A 17,117-nucleotide genomic window follows, 5' to 3' on the forward strand; every position below is an offset into this window, starting at 1 on the left:
GATCAATGCCCTCCTGCAGTTTTAAGGTCAACAACAGTTCCTGCTTTTGGCTGCAGGCGCTTGAATACATACAACAGTGCGATCAGCATACAAATAGGTGCCAATGAAAAATAGAAAGCAGTTTGTCCGCCATATGCTTCAAAAATATTTCCGGTGATGATTGACCCGGTTGTACCACCCAATGCAGAAAACACAACAATTAACCCCGACATCGGACCATGCCTGTATGCCGGAAGATTACTAAGTATAACTGAATTGATCGCCGGATAGATCGGCGCCAGAAACAAACCGATCAACGGAAAAATAAATGCAACCAGAGGAACATCGGCTAAACTGTTCACTGTTATCCCCGTAATATTCTTTGTTAACGGCACAGCCAGTAACACCAATACGCCGGCCGCAAGCAGACAAACAGCTAATACTATAAACCAATCAGCTTTTCGTAATACTAACCCCGCCAAAAAACGACCCAATGCAATGGATGCTGAAAGGATACTGGCCATTTGTATACTAAGACTTGTAGAAAGTTGCAACACGTCTTTATTAAACGTAGGCAACCAACTCATAATGCTCTGTTCGATCAATACATAAAAGAATGCACTGAAAATAAACACCAGTACAAGTGGTAACAAAACAAGTTTCCACATTTCTACAAAATCATCCCCTGCTGATTTGGATTGTTCCGCTTCTTTGATACTTGACTCATCAAGTTTGGTAGTGAGCAACAGTAGAAAGGCAACAACCGCAAGTGCGCCCAGAATATAATACGTATTGAACCATGTTGTCGATTTTGGATCATTGTTGTCAACCATTGATGCAAACAAGAAATAACCGGCTAATACACCAACCATAAAAAATGATTCGAGGAAATTCATAAAGCTCAGGTGTTCGTTCTTCGACTTTGTAACAAGCCCAATTGTTGCAAACACACTCACCTTGATCAATGCAAATCCGATACCTGCCACAGCAAATAACATTTTCGTCATAAAAAAACTACTGACGGATGGGATGATGAGGCACATCACTGCAATCAAACCCAGTGAAATGAGCATTGTTTTTTTATACCCGATCTTATTGACGTAGGATGCAATGAGAAAAGAAGTGATAGCAATACTGAAATCTTTAAACGCTTCCAGTATACTGGCTGATCCTTTCGACACATCAAAATTATTCTGCACCTGCAGAATAACAGTGCCCACACTGTTGAGCAGAATTGCAAAAACAAAATAGTTGAGGAAGAGTGAAAGTTTAATGCGAAAGCTGGTCATGGTAAGTTGATGAAATGAGCATTAAATATACCCGTTACCCATCATTTGCCAAAGCAAATTGCTTACAAAGAACCGCCTTTTACCAGCATTGATTCAACGCAAACGTTTTCGCTAATATCTTCTCCTTTTAAACGACCCAGCATTTGTGCAAATGAAAGCTTTCCTAACTTATAACCGCTTGTTTCTACATAGGTAATTACAGGATTATACATGGTTGGAATAAAGCCGTTACTAATGCCAATCACTGCTACATCTTCGGGTACTTTCAAATTAAGTTCGTGAATGGCTTTCATTACACCAATTAAAATCAAATCGCCCATGCAAAAAATTACATCCGGCGGTTCGCTGGATGTAAGTGCATTCAATGCAATTTCTTTGGATGGTGCTGATTGTTCGGGATAATGGATCGTAATTTTTGTATCGGGTGATTGTTCTTTAAATGTATCGACCAATGCCTGGCAACGTACTTTTGAAATACTCAAATGTGGATGACCAAACAACGCCAACAGATTTTTCTTTTTCTTTTCGATGATGGCTTCCGCTGCAATTTTTGCGGCCAATGCATCGGGCAGACAAACTGTATAAAATCCTTTTTCTTCCGGAACCCGATCAAAGAATACAACCGGAATGTTTAAGTCTTCCAGTTTTTTAAAGGGCGCCATTTCCTCCGTTGCAACAGATACTGTTGCAAACACACCCATCACCATATTTTTCCGGAAAATATTCAAACTTGCTGTTTCAATTTCCACGTTATCTCTCGATTGCATAATGAGCACAGAGTATCCAACCTTACGTGCTTCGTCTTCAACTGCTGCAATAAACGAATCGTAAAAAAAGTTATCGATCGATGGTACCAGCAACCCTAGTACGTTACTTTGCCGTGTACGCAACTGTACTGCATAGCTGTTTGGCTCGTATTCCATCGCTTCTGCCAGCTCCTTTACCTTTCGCTTGGTGGCCGCTGAAATATCCGGATGATCTTTCAAGGCACGGGAAACGGTTGAAATACTGATACCAAGGGCTTCGGATAATTTTTTGAGTGTGCTTTGCTGCATGCAATAATCTTTGGAATCGAATTATTTTTAATCGTTAGTAGGTTAAAGATAATTTTTTTCTACATCCAGCAATCAAAAAGAAAAACGACCACAGAAATCATAGATCACTGCAGCACTATAATTGTTATATGTACTTTTTATTTTTCCGTTTGTGGTTGAAACGTGCGCCAGCTATGCCAGAACTCCTGGTATGCTATAATTGGTTTTAAGTTGAGTGTTGTATCAATACCTGTTCCATTAACACGAAAATGATTATTGCCAAGTGCTATTGTATCATTGTTCAACAAAAACAAATCGTGGTATGAAGAGCGTTCGAATGCAAAAAAACTTTTATCATCTTTCGCAAGAAGCAGAAGAACAGCTGTTCTGTTAAATGTATCATGAATGATCCGTTCCTTTTTTAAACGATTCCAATCATATGCTTTTGCTTTATTCCCGATTCTTATTCCAACAACCCATGATTTATCATTCCAGGAAATACTATCTGTTCCTGTGAGTTTACTTTTACTTTTTCCACTTTCATACTTGTATGAAGTATCGTAATGTTTTGTGAAGGAAGGATCAGCTTGCAGAATACTTGTTTGCGGATGCAACTCTATCCATTTATCTAATGAAGTTTGCTTGCTCAGCAATTCTGTCAATTTCAATCCTTTTAGTTCACCTGCGATCGCTTCACCTGTTGCCTGTCGCCACCAGCTTTTAGTTGTTTTGTCTTCAAGCATGGCATTGAAATGATCCATACCTACTAATCGAAACTGTTCATGTTTGCCATTAACCATTGGTTCAAACACACGGCCTGTTCTGCACACAGTACAATACGTTACTAATATTGGTTTGCCTCCAACAGTATCCTGCAGGTGATGATGATAACCCATGTATTGTACAGGATAAGCTTTTGCTTCTCCATTAATTACAATTCCAATGATCAACCGGTTGCTGTCAACTTTATTATCAGCAGCATGTTTGAATATGATCTGTTTGGGTTGTTGAAACATCGCATCAGCCGCCATTTTAAAATTGGCCATGTAGATAACTGTAGTCAGCAGAATTAATGGTATTGCTGCTACCCATTTCTGTTTCCATGTTGATTTGAATAAACCAACAATGAGCAGCAAAGCAAACAATCCACGAAATACCCATCGCCATTTATGGAGGAAGTAAGCAAGATCAATACTGTTCATCCGTTGACTGCCGGGCATGGGCATAATGAAATACACATTGCATACTTCAAACAGGATCAAACCAATGACAGCGAACCAAAAAAGCAATTTCATATGATTGATTGTTGTTTTAAAAAACAGCCTCCCCTGTGAAAACAGGGGAGGGATAATTTATACTACTGATTAAAAATAAATACTCGTTGTCAATTCGCTCCATCAAGATTTGCTCTTGCAATGGCGTAACCACCAATTACATTTCCACATTTCAATCCTTCTTCACAATCACTTCTGTAGTGGATAGCACCATATAATCTTGAAAGCGATGCTTCTCTTGCCATATTTTCGTAAGCTGTTTTACGTGCCGGTATAATACGACCAAGAATTGTAGCAGCTGCTCCACTGAATGTAGAGTGACCACTTGTATAACTTGGAAAATTCGGTAAGCCTGTCCATGTTTTTATTTCAGGATTTACCTGCGAAGGACGTGGATTGAAGTACGCAAACTTTGCATCCCAGCAAGCGATAGCAGCATCCATCATACTCATATTCAACAACGCCATGTTACGTGCCCAACGCACTTCACTGAAACGTTGCCCGACAAAATCATCAGCAGCAATTGCATTCCAGTGACCCGGAGGTGTATGCGTAGCCAAACCATCGGCCCAGTAGTGTACAATGGCCAACTCTGCTCGTGTTGCATTTTTGCTATAGTGTAATACTTCTGCTACTTCCTGTTTAAATTTTTCTGATTTTGTTGATGGTGGCGGACCAGGTCGTACGGTTGTTACCAACGTAGCTGAATCGAATAACCATGTGCGCACACGACCGAACAGTGGCAACATAGCAGGGCGCTTTGGCGACTCCTGACTGATCCATGGCATTTCACCTGTTGCAGCAGTTTGTGTTTCCATTTGCTGCCAGATAGCTGGTGTGCCCACAGCTGCACCGGCTCTGTCACCTCTTGCACGTGTAACAAATTTTTGTGCAACCAATCTTCCTAACGCTTCACCTGCTTCAATATCGCTTCGCACATTCATGCCCGCCATAATTCTTGCATTCTTATGTTCGGTTGCTAATTGTTGAATGGTAGCTTGTTCACCAGGGAAAAACAGTTTCAGCATTTCAATCATTACACCAACAACTACAGCATCTTCACTTGGGTAAGATGGAAGATCGCTTTGTGGCAACAACGTTGTAATAGTATTGTTGATCTTGTATGGTGCTGAGCGGTTATATAATTTTTTATAATGCCATGCTGCTACCAATGCATCATATTGCGCAGCGCTTACATAAGCATATGCACGTGATGCATACGGTGGGTTGGCAAACGGAAATTGCGGATTATTAAATGGATTGTTTGCATCAGGAACAGGATAAGTGCCATCAGGATTTTGAAACGGTGGCAAGTTATATTTCGCCACCAGTCCACGCATAATTTCATTCCAACGGAAGACTGCACCTGCGCTCCAATAGTTCAATCGTTCTTTTTGTACACCCGTCATCGACTTCTGATAACCTTTGATCTCGTTGAGTTCAGCCGTATATCCGGGACCACTTGCAGCACCGGGTGCGGCCACTGCAAATTCATCGGGAGCTGAAAGCAATACAGGTTTCCACGTGCCTGCATTAAGATCAATGTTAGCAGGATTTAAGGCAGGTGTATTTTTTGTTCGTTCTGCAATTTCTTTACTGCATGATACAACAGTAACACAGATGAGTACTGCAGCAGTAATTTGTTTTATGTTGATGTACATAATTTCGTTTTTTCTTGTGTTAGATCAATTTGTGCCTTGCTTATCCTTTTTCTCCTTTTTATTGAGATCGAATACATAAAACACAGCTCCGTTTACATTGAAGCTTTGTCCCATGTTTCTCCCCGCAACTACATGGCTGGCTCCTCCTGTTAAGGAAAGCTGGGGAAGCTTGCGAAAAACAAATTTGAAATTGGCACCAAGCGAAGTGGCGTTCATTCGATTGCTGATAAAAGGCATATTATTTTGTGTGATGTCGAATCCACCTTTTGTTGTCCAGTTATTCAAAACCGCTTCGGCAATCAACCATTGTGTACGGTAGCCGGCCCGGATATTATAACTGGTTGCATTCGGCATTTTCACTTCATTCGAAAGAATGAATTGATCAGTATAATACGAATCACGATCAAGTGTAACATTACTTCTGTACACATAGGTTGCAGACGCTGTTGCAAACCATTTATTATCGTAATAATAATCCAGCATCAACCTGGCCATTGCTGTTTTACTTTGTAATCCGATAGAAAGTGGCAACAGATCAGCATTGTAATTACTCATCGGCAGAGAGCCGCCCAACAAACCAAACAAAGCGATCCGGCTGTTATTGATCTTTTGGTTGATGGCACGATACTTCAGCATTAAACTCAGATCCTGCAAGCCGCTTTGTCCTCTTAATGTTCCGGCACTTGCTTTTGTAACAACATACGGTACATTAAACAACACATTCAGTTTATTGGAAACGCCGTAGTTGCCCATTACGGCAAACATTTGCGTAGATACAGTTCCAAGATTGAGGTTTTCTCTTTTCTTCGCTCCTTCCCAATAATTTTTCCAACTGCTGTATGAATAACCGGGGCCAACACAAAACGCATTCTTCTCCATCATGATGGCATCAATATCTGTTTGGGCCGATGAGTATTTTGCTGTAATACACAGCAACAGTACCCACACTGTTTTAATAGTCAATTTCATTTGATGATTGTTTTATACGAACTGTGCTTTTTCTTTACAATTAGAATTTTACTGTACAGCCGATGTTAATAGAATAATCAGCGAACGCAGCATCGCCTTGTGCAAACACACCGGTTGCTTTTGTACGCATTTTATCAGCGTAACTCTGTGTGCGGTTTTTACTGAACCAATATGGAACAGTTGCAAACAGACTTACTTTTTTAAATTGATAAGCAACACCTGGCTCTACACCAAAAATGCGACCGGGACGACGGAAACCGCTGCTGCCTCCAATAATATCTTCTGATGGAACTACTTCTAAACGAACACCGGCAGATGCTGAGAATGCACCAGCCATCAGGTTCAATCCACCACGCAACATATATTGATCGGGCACACTCATAACACTGCTGCCATACAAAATATTTGTAGCAGAAGTTGTTCCGCCTCTTGCAGTTGATACACCATTATGTTCACGTGGATTGCTCAAGTAATAGAAATTACCATAAGCACTCAACGCTTTTGTGAATACATAATAACCATTCAACTCCAATGAAATACCTGTACCACCATCACCCAATTGGATCGATTGATCAACAGGGCCTAACACTTTTGTAGAATCATTTTTCCAGAAGAAATCGTTGTAGCGATAATCACCAGTTGGAAGTTTTAATCCTAATCCCACCTGTATATTTCCTTTTTTGCTTTTCATTGGATCAAGCATCCAACGGTATGCAGTAATACGGATATCACCCATGCCGAACGTTGTTGTTTCTCTTCTTGCATTGGGATTTGTACTGCTGTTACCATAATGCTCATACATTGATGAACGACGATTGGAAATTAGCGGCATGTTTACAGCCAGCGACATGCGTTTGTTGAGTTTACGTACCAAGGTGAAATCAAGTGCATGCTGCCAGTTACGAACATCGGTTCCTTCTTCTACACGCTGTTTTTGTTCTTCAGTTCCAACAAAATGACGGAACGAATGAAAATAACGATAGCCCGTTGTTAATTGCCATTTGTGATCGTCATCTCCATCAGCATGGCTCACTGTACACATTGCTCCATTGCTGCGTACAGCAACGCAACCTTGTGCAGCAACATCATTTATAGTAAAAGAAACGAATGCGGTAAGCATCAATTGTAATACAAATATTTTTTTCATTTCAATAATAGTTTGGTTGTTGATTGTAATCGATCAGGTATTTTATCAGTTAGCTCTTAATTTGATCCGTTGCACGATCAGTTCTCCCAATTGTCGACCTACTTTTAATCCTTCGTCATTATCAAATCGATAATGAATGCCGCCATACAATCTCGACATGGCCGCTTCGGCGGCAGCTGCACGGAATGATTTGATCTCACGGTTTGCAATACCAAACTCCAGTAAAGAAGTATCGGTAAACGAAAGCTGATCACCAAACCACGACGTCATTGTTTCTGCTGCTGCAGAAGAGTTGGTTGCATGGCCGCTTACATACGAAGGAAAAGGAGGTGTTTGAATATAAGGACGCCATTCCTGATCTACATGTTTGTTAATAGCTGTTTCCGGACGAACGTAATTGCTTTTATACTTTTCTTCCCACCCACGAATAAAGGCATCAAAAAATGCGATGGATGTGATGGCATATGCACCAACAGTTGAATTAAAATCGGCCTTTGCAGTTTTTGCTGCAATGCCTACAATATTCAACCAATGGCCGGGAGGAGAAAATTTCTTGGTAGCAAACATTACATGTCCGCTTACATTCATCTTAAACGGATTGTCGTCCCAAAAATCAGCGATGTGTTTTTGTTCTTCCGTTAAACTATCGCCCACATTTTTTACTTCCATCAACGCCTTGTAGTAAGTGCTGTTTTTATTTGTAACATCAAATACTGGTGGTCGTGGAATTTCAAATTGTGATGAGCTGTCCAATACCATGGTTCTGATTTTGCCCCACTGTGGTTCAACTGCTGTTGCGTACATGGGTGGCGTTGGCATCCAACGTCCGGCTTCTTCCCGTACGGTAAAGCGTTCCGATCCACGTGTGGCAGCATAGTTATCGCCCTTACTCCATTTCATGATCGTTGCTACGATGGTATCAGAAAAAGCAATTGTATTCTCCAGTATATCCGATGGTATACCGGCTGAATCTGCTTTCTCTTTTAACTCGTTGTAATGATCCATCATACTTCCTTCCGGAAAGGTTACGGCGTTCCCCACTTTTGTGAACGACAATAAAGCAGCTAATGAATAATCAACTGGCCTTGATGTATCTGGTTTCGGCATTGGCGGCATGTGTTTGATTTGTCCGCTGAGTGTTTGATACTTCGCATCACCGGCCACAATACATTCATACGCTGCAATACTTGCATATACATAATTGCGGCTGCCGATCATGGGTGGAAAATTATTTCCCAATACCACATCATTCAACTTCTTTACTGTTTTCGAATAAAGCAAGGGATCATTGGTAAACTTCTTATAATCACCGGCAGGTTTACAACCGATCAGAAACAGGCAAAGGCCTGCAACAGAAAAAAATAACTTCATGAATACAAATTCAAAATCGTGAAATGGAGACATCAGATGGATTGCAGTTGTTGCAATACAAATGAAGTTTGTGACTGACGAATCGTTCTGGAAGAATTAATTATGCATCCGGTGGCTGTACAGGTGCAGGGATCACCATTGTAAGCAACGGCCTGGTTGCGTGCATAAACCGACTTGTAGATTGGAGCTCCAATGCATGGAAATTCCAGTTGGTCAGTTTGTCGCAATAATCAAAGCTGAATGTTTTGTAAGAATGTGGGGACTGGTTATTCGATTTCTTATCAGGTTGTGTTTGTAAATCGTTCACCAGTTTAAAAAAGTTTTCACGTGCGTTGAGTAGTTTGGCTTTGTCTGTATCAGGAATACATTTGTAGATCATTTCACCGGCTTCGAGTTTGCGTTCTACGTATTTGTAGTGCATGCCGTTGATATTGATCTCGCCGCTTACACGTTCGAATTCTTTCCAATCGGTTTGATACGGTAATGTAACCGGCACACGAATTTCAATCAATGCGGTTTCATCGTATTCTTTATTATCAAGCTTTATTTCAAAATGAGTATCGGCCTTGTGCTGTACATAATCCATAACCAACCGGTAGCCAAACCAGTTGAACAGAAGGATCGTGAGGAAAAATATGGAAGCAATGATTCGCAACAGCAATTCGTTTTTGGCTAACTAAAGATAAAGGAAATCCCGTACCTGCAACGCATTTAACGACGGAACAATTTTCAAAACATTATCATATTCCCCGAAATCGTTTGCAGTATAATGACCCGTGATGGCAATAGCTTTCATGCCTGCTTTTTGGGCGGCTTCAACGCCTTTTGGTGCATCTTCAAACACAATGCATTGTTCAGGCGGGGTTTGCAATGCATCGGCCAATTTCAACCATGTTTCAGGATGTGGTTTACTGAGTTGCACATCATCTGCACCCACAATGGCGGATAGATAATGACGGAGATTCAGAAAGTCTATTGCAAAATCGATATTGGCCTGGTTGCTGGCGGTGCCAATGCCCATGGGTATTTGCATACTGAACGCCTCCTCCAAAAATTCCCTTGCTCCTTCCAGCACAGTGATTTGTTTACCGTAAAGTTGACGGTAGCGTTCTTCTTTTGCATCAACAATTGCTTTGGCTTCTTCTTCTGTGAATATTCGTCCGGGGATGAGGCGGTTCATGAGTTCAGCACCATTGCCATATAATTCTTTCATCAGTTCATCACCTTGCAACGGGCTTCCCATTTCAGTAACCACCAGTTGCCATGTTTTGAAATGCCAGGGCATAGTATCGATGAGTGTACCGTCAAGATCGAAGAGAAAGGCTTTGTTATTCATCATGGAAAAAAACGATAAATTTCTTTACGGTGCAGAATCCGAACAAGGATCAGGGTTTTACCCGAAACAATCAGGCCAACTCTGTAATCGCCTAAGCGGATGCGATAGTGAACATCGGAGCCTTTCAGCAGTTTGAGATTTCTTATTTCTGTGAGTGATTCTGCAGCAAGCAGGTCACGAATAAGTAAAGCCACTTTTTTATCAAGTGGCTTACTCTTTATTTTACGCAAATCCTTTTCGAACGTTTCATCAATCCGGATGTTCATTTCCGTTCAAGTTTTTTGAGGAATGCTGTTGTATCAATGTATTTCTTCGAATGACCTTTATTGATTGCATTCATCAAGGCGATGTTTTCTTTTTCAGTTTTTGAAAGTGTTGTTACACGTTCAATTCCCTTCATCTCCTTCAATAATTTTTTGAGGAGAGAGGAAGTTGCCCTGTTTTTTGATGTTACAACAAATGTATCCATACCTCAAATTTAATCTTTTCTATTTATTGTTTATTAGAATATGTTTTCTTCTGCACACCAACACCCGTGATTGTAACACTCTTCCAGTTCTTTGGCAATACCGTTTTGATTTGAGTAATACCTGTCGGCGTAATTTCTAATCCACCAAAACCCATCAGCACACTTTGTAAAATTCCTCCCGCACCTGTTGCAAAATAAGGATTGGTTCCGCCTTTTGTTTCTGCAATTACACGGAACGGTGGATTGAGATTTGGAATAAATGCATCTTTAAACCAATGATAAGCTTTCTCAGAATTGCCGAGCCTTGCATATAAGGTGGTGAACACTGCTTGTGTCATGGCAGGTGTGCCTTCGTTAGGTACACGTTGTTCGTAATATTCTAAATCTTTCTTTATTGATGCTACATCTTTTACTTCTTTTAACGGATAGGCCAATAAGTTTACATCGGCCTGTTTAATTCCTTCACCATTGTAGGTTGCATGTTCTCTTGTTACACCATCAGGAAATTTCAACACCGGAATATTATTCGCCACATTCATCCAATCAGCATTGGGAGTAATGCCCAACAGCTTTGCAGCTTCTGTTGCAAATTGTAAATTGGCTTTTGCTGCTGCATTGGTGAAGGCGTTGTTATCTACATTCTCCGCCCACTCATCAGCAGCCACTACATTTTTAATATCATATTTACCAACACCATTCCGTTCAACACGACTAGCCCAAAAATCAGCGGTTGCACTAATGATGGGATATCCTTTTTCCCGCAGCCATTGTTTATCCTGCGTTACACAATAATAATTCCACGCAGCAATTGCCACACATGCAGTGATGTGATGTTCAAACGGACCACTCAATGCCCACACCGGCGTTTCTTCAACACCTGTTTCTGCACTTTCCCACGGATACATGGCTCCTTTAAATCCTTTACTGAATGCATTTCGTTTCGCTGCTTCTAGTCTTTGATAACGATATTCCATCATGCTTTTTGCCAACTCCGGTTTTAATACAAGCAATGCCGGATACATCCACAATTCTGTATCCCAAAACACATGACCATTATAACCTAAACCACTCAATCCCATCGGCGAAGGTGAGAGTGCTGTACCTTCTCTTGTGAACGAATATAAATGATAAAGCATGCTGTTGATGTCTTGCTGATCCTGTGCTGCGGCAGCATCGCCTTCAATTGTAATACGACTGCTCCATAACTCATCCCATGCTTTAGTATGAAACTGCAGCAAACGTTCTCTTCCTTCAAGCTTTGCGTAAATGGTCAAACGTTCTGCTTCATTCAACGGATCATCATGATGTGCGGATGTGATCGATGACCCCGCAATCGAATAACGATAGGTTTCACCTGCTTTTAATTGCTTGCTGAATTTTACGAGGTGCATATTATTATCCCACATTTCATGGATCACTCTTGGTTCGCTGCCGTGATGTTCAGAAAATAAAAATGTGTTGCTGGCACACATCAGCAATTTACCTGTCGGGCTTTTTGCAGATGATGTCAATAAACTCATGGTTACATGCGGACGATCAATTTCATTGTAGTAATTCTGTACATCTTTCAACGCATCCGGTGCTTCCATTACACTGGCGCCGGTGATGTTGATATTCTTTTTTGGTATGATTGTAATATCCATCAGCACCGTAAATGGCAACTGACGTAGAGAATAATAGGTATACGTTACTGTTGCTTTATCAGCATAATCAAATGAAGTAGTGAAGCTGGCATGTTGCATATCCAGTTCCTGTTTCATATTGGAAGCTGATTTTGCATCGATGCGTTTGCCATCAATTTCAAGGTAACTGTTGAGTAAATTGAAACTCTTTAAAAAATTACTTACACGGCCCCGACCATACAGATCGTATGCACCCGCCAACACTACTTCTTTCACTTTAAACGGTTCGGGTGATGATACCACGCCAATCATTCCGTTTGCAACGGTGATGCCATAGTAATTATTCGCATCAATTTTATCAGCAGAAATTTTCCAGGGGTTGATGGTTTGTGCTGTTGCTGTAAATGCTGTAAAGAGCAATGCAAGTATTGTTAATCGTTTCATGGCAATCTTCGTTATTGGCAGAAAGATAGATACTAATGCTGAATCAATCCAGCACTCTTATGGAAAACCGATGCTGCAAACGATTGCAATGAATAATTCAGTTTAAAACAATTGTGCAACTCACCAAAACCGAAACATTTCAGTACAGGAAATAAGAATTCGATTAAATTGCAACGCACGAATTGACGGCTGAAAAAATTCACATATGAAACGATTGCTTCTTATTTCTCTTTTACTGATTCTTGCAGCGGCTGCATTTTTCTATGCACGTATCCCTGCAACCGATCGTTACACATACGGCATCAAATTTCATTGTACTGAAAACGGAGCTATCCGGCAATTGCATGATAGCTCGAAATGGAAACGCTGGTGGCCAGGCAACAAAGTAAGTGAGAACAGTTACAGTTTTGCAAACAGAACATTCAACATCCGCAATATTATTTTACCGGGTATAGCAACAAGTATCGATAACAACGGCGATACTGTTAATGCATTTTTTCAGGTATCTGCACTTAAGCCCGATACAACCATTTTTCAATGGAGTTTTACCTATAACTATTCCTCAAATCCAATCACACGAATTCAACAATACATTGGTTTAAAGAAACTGAAAACTGACTTGCAGCAGTTTCTCGTTACCGTAAAGCCTTATTTCGAAAAAGAAGAAAATATTTACGGAATGAAGGTGGAGCAACAAAAGGTAAAAGATTCATCGCTGATCTCATTGAAGCAAACCTTTGATCACTATCCTTCCACCAACGATATTTATCAAATGGTAAATGCATTAAAGAACTATGTACAACAGAAAAAGGGAGAGCAAACCAATCCGCCGTTGTTGAATATTTTTCCTGTTGCAAGTACCAGTTATGAAGTAATGGTTGCGCTACCTACCAAATGGGATTTACCGGAAGAGAGAAATTTTAAATTAAAAAAGATGGTGCTCGGTAATATTCTGGTTGGCGAAGTAAAAGGTGGTGTATCAACAGTGATGAATGCTGAAAAACAAATGGCGAATTATGTATTTGATTATGGCAAATCGTCTCCGGCCATTCCATTTCAATCGCTTGTTACCGATCGGTCACTTGAACCTGACAGCAGCAAATGGATCACCCGATTAAACTTTCCGATTTTTTATTGACACTTACCTGAACTGAACGATCATCAACTGATCATTGTTTCTTGCTAATACAAATGCCTGCCGTTGGTTAATTTGAATAGGCTTGATATGTCGCACCTGACCTTTGATCGCTAACCCATTCAACGATTCTGCTGCAAACTTTCCTTTGCCGTTGTTGATAAGCATAGTACCGAAGTCTGCATCCTGTCTGCCGATTTCAACATTGTTATCAAAGTAGTTACCCATCAACAATAGATCAGGGAGGTTATCATTATTGGCATTTACAACTACTGCATCTCTAAGCGTGCTTAACTGTGCTTCGTACGGTAATGCAACTGTTTCAAATTCAAAATTGCCGTTGTTGATCAATACGGCATTAGCAAAATAATTAGCCGTTCGCTTTTGTGCATTTTGCAGTTTCGCTTCCCCAAACAACGTAACCAGTGTTGACTTGGCAAAGTCTGCTGCATACAAAAATTTCTTCTTTAAAACCGGCAGCTGTTTTTCCAGTTCCTGCTTGGTGGCAAACGGTATTTCCTTGCCTTGTATAAAATATGTGAGCACCTGTTCGCTGCGTCCGTTTTCATCAAAATCATTCACGTACATGGAAACGGGTTCTGCTGTTGATGCTTTGATGCGGCTGTTCAATCCAAAATTCCCCGCAACAAAATCAATATCACCATCAGCATCTACATCCACTGGTAGCACAAAGTTCCACCAGCCACTTTTTGCAGTTATCGATTTCCTGGTAAAACTTTTTTTCTGATTGATGAATAAATCAATACCACCCCACTCGTAACAAAGCAACAGATCTTTCTCCCCATTCTTGTCTGCATCGATCCATTGTGCATCAGTAACCATTCCCGGTTGCAGCAAGTCTTTCGAATAAGTTTCAGTTATATCAATAAATTTTCCTGTGCCGTCATTCTTTAATAAATACGATCGTGGAATAGCACCGTAGTTCCAGGGCTCTGCTCTGCCGCCAATAAACAGATCAACAAATCCATCACCGGTAAAATCATATGAAACGGCTTTACTTTGTGTTGTATAGATAGCTCTAAACGCATCCGGCTTCTTTGTCAAGTTTCCTTTTCCATCGTTGAGATATAACAACGGAAGCAGATGATAGTCTTCGCCATAGTATTCATTTCCACCACTTGCAATTACCAGATCGGGATGGGTATCATTGTTCACATCAACCCATTCTGCAGCTGCATTCTCCACCATGCTATCCTGCCACATGCCGGGTTGTTGCTTCTGTATAAATTTTCCATTTGCTGTTTGGATAAACACTGCATTACGGAATGTTTTAGAGGATCCAACAAATACATCTTCCAACCCATCATGATTGATATCTGCAATTGCCAACGCAGGACCTTCCGTTGAATTCATGTGTGGAATAAGTGGCTCCCGATTGAATTCATTAAATGGATTTTCAAGATGCGTATAATTAATACCTGTAGCAACAGTAATATCTTCAAGCACAGGTCTGCTTGATTGATAAAACGAAGTGATGAGGTTGTAATTGAATTTCGGTAAACCTTCGGCATAGGAAAACGAAAGCTGCTGATCGGGTTTTATAGTAATTGATTGATAGGTTTGATCAGGCCAAATCAGAAAAGCCGAATCAATTGTTGTGTTGAACAATCCAACATGAATCGGCAATTGCATACTCGATAAAAATCCATGCACGGGATTATTTTCATAGGTTCTGATGCCGCCATCTGCAAACAAAACCAGCTTTGCACCAATGGCATTACTATTATTTTTAGCTCCTTGCAGCTTAACTGATGCATAAGGTTTTTGTTTTGCATCATTTGATTTGTTCGCATAGATCAAAACCGGATCATTGATATTATTCACAACAATATCAAGATCGCCGTCATTATCAAGATCTGCATAAACAGAACCATTTGAAAAAGTGGGCGTGTTATTTTCAATACTATCCGTTACATCTTTAAATTGCAACTCACCGTGGTTACTGAAAAAACGATTAGGAATCTTGATCTCCGGAAATTTATTCACCAGCAGCATATCTTTCTCTTCCATACTGTTGTTCCGAAGCTTCTCCTGCATTTCTTCATTCGATACAAAATTGATGTAATCAATATCATTCATCCGCTTTGGAATGCCGTTTGATACAAACAGATCCTTCATTCCATCATTATCAAAATCCATCCACAAAGCAGCCCAACTCCAGTCGGTTGCATTGATACCGGCATACTGTCCTGCTTCACTAAACAAACCATTTCGTCGGTTCCATTGCAGATTATTCCGTGCATACTGATAGTTATACCCGTAGTTAATTTTATTTTGAAAGATATTGTAATCATCTTCTGCCAATGATCGACGCAGCATGTACGGATCGTACGGCAACATATCCATTGAAATAATTTCAGGGAAACCATCATTTGTAACATCAGCCACATCAACACCCATGCTGAACTGACTGGTGTGCATCAATCTCGTTGTGGTTTCTTCTGTAAATGTTCCGTTCTGCTGATTGATGTAGAGATAATCATTTTCATGAAAATCATTTCCCACATAGAGATCGGGCCAGCCATCAAGATTGATATCGGCTACCGCAACACCTAACCCATAACCGATCTTGGTTCCGTTGATGCCGGCTTCTGCTGTTATGTTGGTAAAATAGGATTGTTGTTTCCCATCAACAGTTGTTGACAGATCGTTTCTGTAAAGTCTTTGACCTGCCAGTGAATCATACGTATTTAAAAAGTTTTTACGTGGCGCATAGTTTCCATCATGATTCACAGAATGATTGAGGAGAAACATATCCAGATCTCCATCTCCATCATGATCAAAAAACGCAGCTTGTGTACTAAAGCCTGAAAAATCCAGGCCGTATGCAGCTGCTTCATCTGCATAAACAGGTACACCTTGTTGATCTATTTTTTTACATACCAGAAGCTGATTCTTGCTCTTCAGCATTTTGAATTGGCCTACTCTGCACACATAAATATCCAGCAGTCCATCGTTATTAATATCTACAACCGAAACGCCGGTGCTCCATCCGCTATCCTGTGGAACAGCAGCTGCCTTTGTGACATCTTCAAACTTCAACCCGCCTTTGTTTATATATAATTTATTCTCTCCCTGGTTTGCAGCAAAGAACAGATCGATCAAACCATCGTTATTAAAATCACCTGCACCAACACCGGCACCGTTGTAATAATACATGTAAGAGAAAAGATTAAACGCTGGTGTTGGTTTTAGTTGGTTTGTGAAATCTATACCAGTTTGCTTACTGCCGAGTGATTCAAAAAAAGGAGATTCGATCTTCTTATCCGAACAGGAAAACAGAAGTAACAGCAGCATCACTGCACCGCCATGATACAATTGCACAATTCTATTCCTGTTACGTTTCTGCTTCATCCTTTGTTACTA

At 40.5% G+C, this 17,117-nt stretch carries 14 protein-coding genes; 1 reads left to right on the plus strand and 13 read right to left on the minus strand.

Annotation, left to right across the window (positions count from 1 at the left end; all coding sequences use genetic code 11):
• Window positions 1–2: 2 nt before the first annotated feature.
• From WG989_RS04550 to WG989_RS04605, 12 genes are all read right to left on the minus strand, one after another.
• Window positions 3–1,268: an MFS transporter gene (locus WG989_RS04550; RefSeq protein WP_340427656.1), complete on the minus strand. Its 1,266-nt coding sequence runs from the start codon at window positions 1,266–1,268 to the stop codon at window positions 3–5.
• Window positions 1,269–1,330: 62 nt separating this feature from the next.
• Window positions 1,331–2,323: a LacI family DNA-binding transcriptional regulator gene (locus WG989_RS04555; protein ID WP_340427657.1), complete on the minus strand. Its 993-nt coding sequence runs from the start codon at window positions 2,321–2,323 to the stop codon at window positions 1,331–1,333.
• Window positions 2,324–2,460: 137 nt separating this feature from the next.
• Window positions 2,461–3,597, minus strand: coding sequence for a DUF3179 domain-containing (seleno)protein (locus tag WG989_RS04560; protein ID WP_340427659.1), 1,137 nt, complete (start codon window positions 3,595–3,597; stop codon window positions 2,461–2,463).
• 89 nt (window positions 3,598–3,686) lie between these two features.
• Window positions 3,687–5,237, minus strand: coding sequence for a vanadium-dependent haloperoxidase (locus WG989_RS04565; protein ID WP_340427660.1), 1,551 nt, complete (start codon window positions 5,235–5,237; stop codon window positions 3,687–3,689).
• Window positions 5,238–5,261: 24 nt separating this feature from the next.
• Window positions 5,262–6,206 carry a transporter gene (locus WG989_RS04570; protein WP_340427661.1) on the minus strand — a complete coding sequence of 315 codons (945 nt, stop codon included), beginning with the start codon at window positions 6,204–6,206 and terminating at the stop codon, window positions 5,262–5,264.
• 40 nt (window positions 6,207–6,246) lie between these two features.
• On the minus strand, window positions 6,247–7,353 hold the full coding sequence (locus WG989_RS04575; protein WP_340427662.1) for a transporter family protein: 1,107 nt from the start codon (window positions 7,351–7,353) through the stop codon (window positions 6,247–6,249).
• 45 nt (window positions 7,354–7,398) lie between these two features.
• Entirely contained in the window at window positions 7,399–8,724 is a 1,326-nt protein-coding gene (locus WG989_RS04580) for a vanadium-dependent haloperoxidase (protein WP_340427663.1), read from the minus strand.
• A gap of 100 nt (window positions 8,725–8,824) precedes the next feature.
• Entirely contained in the window at window positions 8,825–9,379 is a 555-nt protein-coding gene (locus WG989_RS04585; RefSeq protein ID WP_340427664.1) for a hypothetical protein, read from the minus strand.
• A 21-nt stretch (window positions 9,380–9,400) separates the two neighbouring features.
• Complete coding sequence (locus WG989_RS04590) at window positions 9,401–10,063, minus strand: HAD family hydrolase (RefSeq protein WP_340427665.1); 663 nt, start codon at window positions 10,061–10,063, stop codon at window positions 9,401–9,403.
• On the minus strand, window positions 10,060–10,326 hold the full coding sequence (locus WG989_RS04595; RefSeq protein WP_340427666.1) for a type II toxin-antitoxin system RelE family toxin: 267 nt from the start codon (window positions 10,324–10,326) through the stop codon (window positions 10,060–10,062). The genes WG989_RS04590 and WG989_RS04595 overlap by 4 nt, the downstream gene beginning before the upstream one ends.
• Window positions 10,323–10,529 carry a hypothetical protein gene (locus tag WG989_RS04600; protein ID WP_340427667.1) on the minus strand — a complete coding sequence of 69 codons (207 nt, stop codon included), beginning with the start codon at window positions 10,527–10,529 and terminating at the stop codon, window positions 10,323–10,325. The genes WG989_RS04595 and WG989_RS04600 overlap by 4 nt, the downstream gene beginning before the upstream one ends.
• A 23-nt stretch (window positions 10,530–10,552) precedes the next feature.
• Window positions 10,553–12,595 (minus strand): kojibiose hydrolase, encoded by a 2,043-nt coding sequence (locus tag WG989_RS04605; RefSeq protein WP_340427669.1) that lies wholly within the window; start codon window positions 12,593–12,595, stop codon window positions 10,553–10,555.
• Between the two features lie 205 nt (window positions 12,596–12,800).
• On the opposite strand from WG989_RS04605, the gene WG989_RS04610 reads away from it, so the two are divergent.
• Window positions 12,801–13,733 carry a hypothetical protein gene (locus WG989_RS04610; protein WP_340427671.1) on the plus strand — a complete coding sequence of 311 codons (933 nt, stop codon included), beginning with the start codon at window positions 12,801–12,803 and terminating at the stop codon, window positions 13,731–13,733.
• Window positions 13,734–13,736: 3 nt separating this feature from the next.
• On the opposite strand, the gene WG989_RS04615 is transcribed toward WG989_RS04610, so the two are convergent.
• On the minus strand, window positions 13,737–17,105 hold the full coding sequence (locus tag WG989_RS04615; protein WP_340427672.1) for a VCBS repeat-containing protein: 3,369 nt from the start codon (window positions 17,103–17,105) through the stop codon (window positions 13,737–13,739).
• Between the last annotated feature and the right edge of the window lie 12 nt (window positions 17,106–17,117).

The organism is Lacibacter sp. H407, assembly GCF_037892605.1.
Lineage (GTDB): Bacteria > Bacteroidota > Bacteroidia > Chitinophagales > Chitinophagaceae > Lacibacter.